9 protein-coding genes and 4 pseudogenes are annotated in these 6,863 nt (G+C 36.1%); 6 read left to right on the forward strand and 7 right to left on the reverse strand.

All coding sequences use genetic code 11. From position 1 onward, the window contains the following. The coding region (locus FTU83_RS16520; protein ID WP_180107379.1) for a macro domain-containing protein at window positions 1-350 on the forward strand (350 nt) is incomplete at its 5' end. A gap of 1 nt (window position 351) precedes the next feature. Here the strand turns inward: FTU83_RS16520 and FTU83_RS16525 are convergent. From FTU83_RS16525 to FTU83_RS16535, 3 genes are read right to left on the reverse strand one after another with little or no spacing between them, the layout of a single operon-like run. Next, on the reverse strand, window positions 352-738 hold the full coding sequence (locus tag FTU83_RS16525) for a type II toxin-antitoxin system death-on-curing family toxin (RefSeq protein WP_004769969.1): 387 nt from the start codon (window positions 736-738) through the stop codon (window positions 352-354). Then, window positions 735-914 (reverse strand): hypothetical protein, encoded by a 180-nt coding sequence (locus FTU83_RS16530; protein WP_016658770.1) that lies wholly within the window; start codon window positions 912-914, stop codon window positions 735-737. Before FTU83_RS16530 ends, FTU83_RS16525 begins: the two co-directional genes overlap by 4 nt. A 49-nt stretch (window positions 915-963) precedes the next feature. Further along, a complete protein-coding gene (locus tag FTU83_RS16535; RefSeq protein ID WP_035363642.1) occupies window positions 964-1,299 on the reverse strand; it encodes a hypothetical protein in 336 nt (111 codons plus the stop codon). A gap of 498 nt (window positions 1,300-1,797) precedes the next feature. Here FTU83_RS16535 and FTU83_RS16540 point away from each other — a divergent pair, with 498 nt between their 5' ends. The 4 genes and pseudogenes from FTU83_RS16540 to FTU83_RS16555 all read left to right on the forward strand — a co-directional run bounded on the left by FTU83_RS16540 (window position 1,798) and on the right by FTU83_RS16555 (window position 4,196). After that, complete coding sequence (locus FTU83_RS16540) at window positions 1,798-2,379, forward strand: recombinase family protein (protein WP_180107377.1); 582 nt, start codon at window positions 1,798-1,800, stop codon at window positions 2,377-2,379. Between the two features lie 147 nt (window positions 2,380-2,526). After that, entirely contained in the window at window positions 2,527-2,934 is a 408-nt protein-coding gene (locus FTU83_RS16545) for a surface-adhesin E family protein (RefSeq protein ID WP_180107375.1), read from the forward strand. Between the two features lie 211 nt (window positions 2,935-3,145). Next, window positions 3,146-3,406: pseudogene (locus FTU83_RS16550) on the forward strand (transposase); the annotation flags it as partial. 85 nt (window positions 3,407-3,491) lie between these two features. Then, a pseudogene (locus tag FTU83_RS16555) lies at window positions 3,492-4,196 on the forward strand (IS6-like element IS1006 family transposase). A 41-nt stretch (window positions 4,197-4,237) separates the two neighbouring features. Here FTU83_RS16555 and FTU83_RS16560 read toward each other — a convergent pair. Then, a pseudogene (locus tag FTU83_RS16560) lies at window positions 4,238-4,408 on the reverse strand (IS5/IS1182 family transposase); the annotation flags it as partial. 283 nt (window positions 4,409-4,691) lie between these two features. Here FTU83_RS16560 and FTU83_RS16565 point away from each other — a divergent pair. Beyond that, complete coding sequence (locus FTU83_RS16565; protein WP_086196708.1) at window positions 4,692-5,156, forward strand: hypothetical protein; 465 nt, start codon at window positions 4,692-4,694, stop codon at window positions 5,154-5,156. A gap of 75 nt (window positions 5,157-5,231) precedes the next feature. Here FTU83_RS16565 and FTU83_RS16570 read toward each other — a convergent pair whose 3' ends face one another. From FTU83_RS16570 to FTU83_RS16580, 3 genes and pseudogenes are all read right to left on the reverse strand, one after another. Beyond that, a complete protein-coding gene (locus tag FTU83_RS16570; RefSeq protein ID WP_180008798.1) occupies window positions 5,232-5,978 on the reverse strand; it encodes an IS5 family transposase in 747 nt (248 codons plus the stop codon). 146 nt (window positions 5,979-6,124) lie between these two features. Next, complete coding sequence (locus FTU83_RS16575) at window positions 6,125-6,343, reverse strand: hypothetical protein (RefSeq protein WP_180107373.1); 219 nt, start codon at window positions 6,341-6,343, stop codon at window positions 6,125-6,127. 39 nt (window positions 6,344-6,382) lie between these two features. Next, window positions 6,383-6,742: pseudogene (locus FTU83_RS16580) on the reverse strand (IS5 family transposase); the annotation flags it as partial. Window positions 6,743-6,863 lie beyond the last annotated feature (121 nt).

Raw genomic sequence — 6,863 nt, forward strand, 5'->3', positions numbered from 1 at the left:
CAGCAGGTAATCTGCCTGCTAAATACCTTATTCATGCGGTTGGACCACGATGGTTAGATGGCGAACACAATGAGCCACAATTGCTTTGTGATGCTTATAGTAATGCACTATTCAAAGCTAATGAAATACATGCACTCACTGTTTCTTTTCCATGTATTAGTACAGGTGTTTATGGTTTTCCACCTCAAAAGGCTGCTGAAATTGCGATTGGCACCATACTCTCTATGTTGCCTCAATATGATCATGTTGCAGAAGTATTTTTTATCTGCCGAGAGGATGAAAATTATTTAATTTATAAGAATATTTTATCGAATATCGATGATCCAAATATTCAGATTCTGATTTCTTAGTTTAAATTATCGAAAGCTCGTATAAGAATTCAGCCACAATTTTGGCTAACAATTCATGTTCTTCTTGTGATTCAACAATATCGACCATCAAATCATCTAAACCTGTTTGTTCCTGAATGGTAACACCTTGAATTTCTAGATAAGTCAGCATTACAGCTAAACCAGTTCTTTTATTACCATCAACAAAAGCATGACCTTTTGAGATAGCAATACCAAACCATGCTGCGATCTCAAAAATGTCGCTTACATTGCTGTAATACATCTGCTGATCTATACGGCTTAATACGCTTTCTAGCTTTTCAATATGACAGCCTGTTCGCCCCACGCCAGTTTGTAATAGGATCTCATCATGTACAGCGATCACGAATGTTGAGCTAATCAAACTCATTTATAAGCAAGCTCTTGAAGTTCTGCTTTATGCTGCTTAATAACTCGTTTAGCACTGTGCATCACAACACGTTTTGTTGCTTCATCATTGCTAAATTGAATTGGTAATACTTGACCTGAAACCTTTTGGCGATTTGAAACTTGATCAAGGCTATAATCTTTTAAACGCTTTCTCATCTTCATACCCCTATTAAAAGAGAATTTCATTTTAGCCTAAATTAAACAATTAAGTACGATAGTGAGGATCTTTTCTTGGAATAGCATTTTCTGAATCTATATCAAAGAAATCATAAATTTTAGTGGCTGTTACTGTGTTAAATAATTTTTTGTCCATATACACGATTGCTTTTCCTTTATTTGCGTCGAAAATTACCCTACCCCTTGGAATCTGTTCATATTCATAATGACGTAGTTCTGGGTATACACTTTGCATATTTTTCCAATAATCGACATGTGTATATGGACTATCAATTAAGCCTATTGAATCTGCATCATTTAAATTGAATGGATGAGCTATGCCGATAACTTGCTTTTGCAAAAACCAAAAAATTCCTATTTTCATTTTTCATCAACTGATTAATTTCCCTAAAATTAACATAATACACCTTATACGAAAACAAGGGTTATAATTCTCTTTAGAAATCAATGCTGTAGTTTCTAGTTGATAGCCCATCTTCCCCAAGGTGGGCTTTTTTTATGATTTTTCACGTTCCACGCTTATTATTTAATCAAAAGACCTCTTGCGAAAGTATAGTTTTATCTAATTTTTGAATTGGCTAAAACCTCATAGAATATAGCTTTTGGCTGCTTAAAATTTGACTAACGCTAGAATTCTAAAGTTTCTCAACTTTGATTAGCTCAAATAAATACCATTTCTCTTTTTCTAGGTCTCTTTAAATCACGAATTATGTAACTATAGAGTACGCCCTAACGCAACACTAGAAAGCCTCTAGAATTTATGTCTCATTTAAATAAAATTTATCCATACGTTACATGTATCTTTTAAATCTAATATTCATTAGTTACAATAATCGAAAATAGGCGTCTAGTAGAGAACAATATGAAAGGTCATAAAGTTGGATATGTCAGAGTCAGCTCTATTGACCAAAATATTGGACGCCAACTTGAGGGAATTGAAGTCGACAGAATTTTTGTCGATAAAGCTTCAGGTAAAAATACAGCCCGTCCTAAATTTCAGGAAATGCTTAGTTATGTCCGTGAAGGAGACACGATTATTGTTCATTCGATGGATCGTTTTGCTCGTAGTCTAAAAGATTTGGTCACAGAAGTTGATCAACTTGTAAAAAGGGGAGTAGCCATCCAGTTTGTGAAAGAGAATATTACCTTCACGGCTCAGGCCACTCCGATGGATAATCTGATGTTGCAGTTAATGGGAGCTTTTGCTCAATTTGAACGAGAGATTATTCTTGAACGTCAGAAAGAGGGAATTAAAATTGCAGCTGCTCAAGGTAAATATAAAGGTCGGGTAGATAAATTGAATCCTGACCAGGCTAATGCCTTACGACAAGCCTGGAAAGAAGGGAAGTATCCATCGAAAGTTGATTTGGCAAAAGCATTTGGTATTAGCCGACAGGCTGTCTATCGATATTTGAAAAGAGATGGAATTTGTCTAGAAGAATAATGGCGATTCATCCCCTTATTTTTATAAGAAGTAGTTTTAGGATTTTAGTGCGTCAACTGAGGACGTAATGAAGTCGAAACGGCTACTTTCTGCATGTGATTTAATGTGATCAGATTTTATAATTCAGTTACTTATGAGGGGTAAGTTATGTTAAAAAAATTATTACTTAGTTTACTTGTTGCTGTTCCTGTTGTAGCTCAAGCTGATTGGATGGAATGGGGTAAAGATGATGAATTTGTTACTTATATAGACCCAGACCGTACGGTAAAGACTTATGAAACACTGGAACAAGCGGAAGTTTGGTTAAAGATGGTAGTTCATACAGATTTATCTAAAGATGGTTTGAGTGTTGGTGATCATAGGTTAGTTAAATATGGAGTTAAATGTAGGACAAACGAATTAGGGTTGCTTGCGTACTATGCGTATAAGAAAACTAAGTTAATTGACTCTTATGTTTTTCGTTCACCTCAATATGAACCTGTAATACCTGACTCAAAGGGTGAAAGGATTCTGTATGTTGTATGTGCTGCTTTATATGGCCAAGAAGAATCATGAATAAGTAAAGCCCCTACTCAATTAAAAGTAGGGGCTTTTGTTATTTACAATATTTATTGAATTACTACTTTTTCAAAATCTTTATTACTTAAATATTTGTAGAATAAGTTCTCTTGGCTACTGTCTGTTAATGTGACAGGGTAATCCCCCCTAAAAAATAATTGCGTTTAAAAGTAGAAAATCGAATAACCTTGATTTAAGGAGATTTTCTATGAAAATATCTAAGTATTCAGACAGCTTGATCATGAGTATTTTGAAGCAAGCTGAAGCAGGAACACCCATCCCGAACTTGTGCCGCGAACATGGTATGAGCTCTGCTACATTCTACAAGTGGAAGTCCAAATATGGCGGCATGGATCTTTCAATGATGAAGCGGCTTAAAGAACTTGAGGCTGAAAATGCCCGTTTAAAACGCATGCATGCTGATGAGCGGCTAAAGTCAGACATCTTGCAAGATGCACTTTTAAAAAAGTTTTAAGGCCTGTTCAGCGAAAGGGCACTGTTGCAAATAACCACGAATGGTAAGCTGAAGACTGTTTTAGCTAAAGGTGTAGCATATGAATCCTTTCCATGGTCGGCATTTTCAGGGCGAAATCATTCTTTGGGCTGTGCGCTGGTATTGTAAACATGGCATTAGCTATCGTGAACTGCAGGAAATGCTGGCCGAACGGGGTGTGAATGTTGATCACACGACTATTTACCGTTGGGTTCAACGTTATGCTCCTGAAATAGAAAAACGTTTACGCTGGTATTGGCGTAATCCTACAGATCTGAGCTCGTGGCATATTGATGAAACCTAAGTAAAAGTGAATGGACGATGGTCTTATCTGTATCGTGCAGTCGATCAACGTGGCGATACCATTGATTTTTATCTTTCTTCTAGACGTAATACCAAATCAGCATATTGTTTTCTTGGAAAAATTTTAAATAATGTGAAGAAGTGGCAAATTCCACAAGTGATCAACACGGATAAAGCACCCACATATGGACGTGCTTTATCACGGTTAAAACGGGAAGGTAAATGTCCACCAGACCTTGAGCACAGGCAGATTAAGTATAAAAATAACGTGATTGAATGTGATCATGGCAAGCTAAAGCGGATCATCAGGGCCACATTAGGATTCAAATCTATGAAGACGGCTTATGCCACAATTAAAGGTATTGAAGTCATGCGTGCACTACGTAAAGGACAAGCATCGTCATTTTATTATGGTCAGCCTCAGGGTGAAGTGTGTCTAATCAACAGGGTTTTCGGTCTCTAAGTACTTTTTAAAGGGAACATCATCGACTCAAATCTCTATTTGCAACAGTGCCCATCAGAATAAGTTTGATTTCTACCATGTTTGCCTTTGGGTTGTGCATACCATTGAGTAGTCGGGTCAAACCAGATCAAGATATTTCCTCGGTTCACCAAAGCTCGGTTGTAAGAAGACCAATTGGTTGTGCGATAGGTTTTAGGTGCGGGCTTATTCATTTGAGAATTATATTGCTATATAAGCCTTTACAGATAGGTTTGTGCAACAAAGCCGTGGATAGTTGAAAAATCAATAATTACTTAGACACCCATTCTTATTAAAGATGGACACTTTGACAAATATTCTTATAAACCAAAGTGGCTATTACATGCATTCAAAATGATCCTCTTATTATTATAAAAAGCTTCACGCCACGCTGTTATACAAATATGCAAATTTTTCTTGTGCTTAATATTAATAAACATTAATATTTATTTTAAATATCAAATACTTTAGTAAAATATGAAATTAAAAATTTTTCTAACTGCATTATGCATTTTATCTTCGGGTACAGGCTATGCCAACTCCTCTCAGCAGGAAAAAATAAATTTTGTTAAAAAAGTATATGAAGATCACTTAAATGAAGACTTGATGGGGATTGATGTATTAAAGCTACATGCATCCAAAGAATTGCGCTTACTAATTCAGAAGCGAGATGCTATTGCAGATCGTCATGAAGGAGATATGTGTGAATGGGTGCGTCAAGTGCTTATTCCGGGCAATGATTATGATGTTCGTGCTAATAAAATAAAGTACTCGGTACTACCAAATGGACGTGTACGCGCACAGGCTAAAAATTTCGGAGAAAGTTTTCATGTTGATTTTGATGTGAAATGTGATGCTCAAGGATGTAAAATTACTGACGTTTATGATCCAGGAAGTTATAGAAAAGAACTAATATCTATTGTGAAAAATGGTACATGTTAATATATCTAAATTTCCCTCAATTTAGAATTCTTAATAAGAATATTTGATAAAATTAACTTAGGGTCTGTTGACATTTCACAAAGGCAGCCACAGATAAATACAAGCTAAGGCAACTGCGCTTTGAAAGTTTCGCTTTAGTTTATCAAACCGTGTAGCAATTCCTCGGAATTGCTTCAAACGACAAAATGCATTCTCAACTAAGTGTCTGATTTTATATAAATACCAGTCCATATGATCATTACTTGATCTTGTGTTTGATTTCTTCGGTATATTCGCTTTAGCACTTCTATTTTTAATCTGCTCTCTTAATGTTTCAGAATCATAGCCTTTATCCATACAGACCATTTCAGTGTCAGTTAAATCTAATTGTTCGACTAAAATAGGGGCAACTTTGACATCATGGGTTGTTCCATCTGAAATAATAAATTCGATCGGGTTACCGTGAGAGTCAACAGCTAAGTGGATTTTAGAACTATTACCCCCAACACTTTTTGAAATATCTTGATCAGGGATTCCTGCTGAATGTTGGTGTGCTCTAACATGAGTAGCATCAACAAATATCCATTCACGATCAGCGCTCTCTGAGAATATTTTAAATATTTTCATTAGCTTATCTTTGTTAGACCAACGATTATACTTTTGAAAAATTGAGTTGGGATTCCCGAAGACCTCGGGTAAATCTCTCCAAGGGCATCCTGTTCTAATACGATATAGGATTGCCTCAAAAAAATTTCTCAAATTTGATTTGAGATAAATATTAAAATTGCGGACAATAGCTTTTAACTTAGACCAGTGTTGATCATTCAACATTGTACGAGGCATAGCGAGTAGTGAATTTGGTTTAGCGATTGAATTTTACTATCTCGCTATTTTTTTATACAGCAAATGTCAACAGACCCTAGTTAAGAAAAGAAATTTCTTGTAAGCATAATGGAGATTAGTTGATGTACTAATCTCCAATTACAACATTAAAAATCATGACATTCCGATGGGATTTCCCAATCAATCAGACCTGCCGAGTCATCATATGTAGCAATTACAGTACAAGAAGATGTGATATGCCCACCTCTAATTACTCCAACTTTTACTTTATAGGTGGCCGAAGTACTTGTTTCTTTAACAAACTTCAAGTCTTCAATTTCAGTGACTTGAAAAAGACTATCTACTTCGGCAGGGCTTTGTTGCACAAAGATTTGAAATGCAAAGCGCCCCTAATTGAGCCAAATTTAAGGCGTAACTTGGGTCAGTGGTCGACCTAATTCCGTAAATCTGTTAAGGACTGCTACACGTGCATGGATCTCATTCACTTGGCTATTAAAACTCCTTGCACTGAGTTTATCTCCTAATAATTTGATGCAATGCATCTTAGTTTCAACCAAACTTCGCCGATGATAGCCTGACCATTTTTTCCATAGTGTCCTGCCTAAACGTTTAATTGTTCGAAGTAATTCATTTCGCTCTAGCGAGCTACTCTTTGTATCTTTCCATGGTTTCGCATTTTTTCTAGGTGGAATCACCGCATGCCCTTGCCGATCTGCAATGACCTGACGGCATTGCTTGGTGTCATAAGCTCCATCGGTAACCACGAGAGACTTTCAGTAACTTAGCTTGTTTAGATACTGAAATCTGAAGTGAGTGATCGATTAACTTTTGTGGTTGAAGCGGCCCAGTTTCTTCAACACACCTTCTAAAAAATCAATTTCTAAT

It is taken from the genome of Acinetobacter sp. YH12152 (assembly GCF_013418285.1).
GTDB lineage: Bacteria > Pseudomonadota > Gammaproteobacteria > Pseudomonadales > Moraxellaceae > Acinetobacter > Acinetobacter amyesii.

Excerpts from the sequence above, each read along its gene's own strand:
- FTU83_RS16565 (WP_086196708.1), top strand. The coding sequence starts at position 4,692 with ATGAAATTAAAAATTTTTCTAACTGCATTATGCATTTTATCTTCGGGT.
- FTU83_RS16570 (WP_180008798.1), bottom strand. The coding sequence starts at position 5,978 with ATGCCTCGTACAATGTTGAATGATCAACACTGGTCTAAGTTAAAAGCT.
- FTU83_RS16540 (WP_180107377.1), top strand. The coding sequence starts at position 1,798 with ATGAAAGGTCATAAAGTTGGATATGTCAGAGTCAGCTCTATTGACCAA.
- FTU83_RS16530 (WP_016658770.1), bottom strand. The coding sequence starts at position 914 with ATGAGAAAGCGTTTAAAAGATTATAGCCTTGATCAAGTTTCAAATCGC.
- FTU83_RS16545 (WP_180107375.1), top strand. The coding sequence starts at position 2,527 with ATGTTAAAAAAATTATTACTTAGTTTACTTGTTGCTGTTCCTGTTGTA.
- FTU83_RS16535 (WP_035363642.1), bottom strand. The coding sequence starts at position 1,299 with ATGAAAATAGGAATTTTTTGGTTTTTGCAAAAGCAAGTTATCGGCATA.
- FTU83_RS16525 (WP_004769969.1), bottom strand. The coding sequence starts at position 738 with ATGAGTTTGATTAGCTCAACATTCGTGATCGCTGTACATGATGAGATC.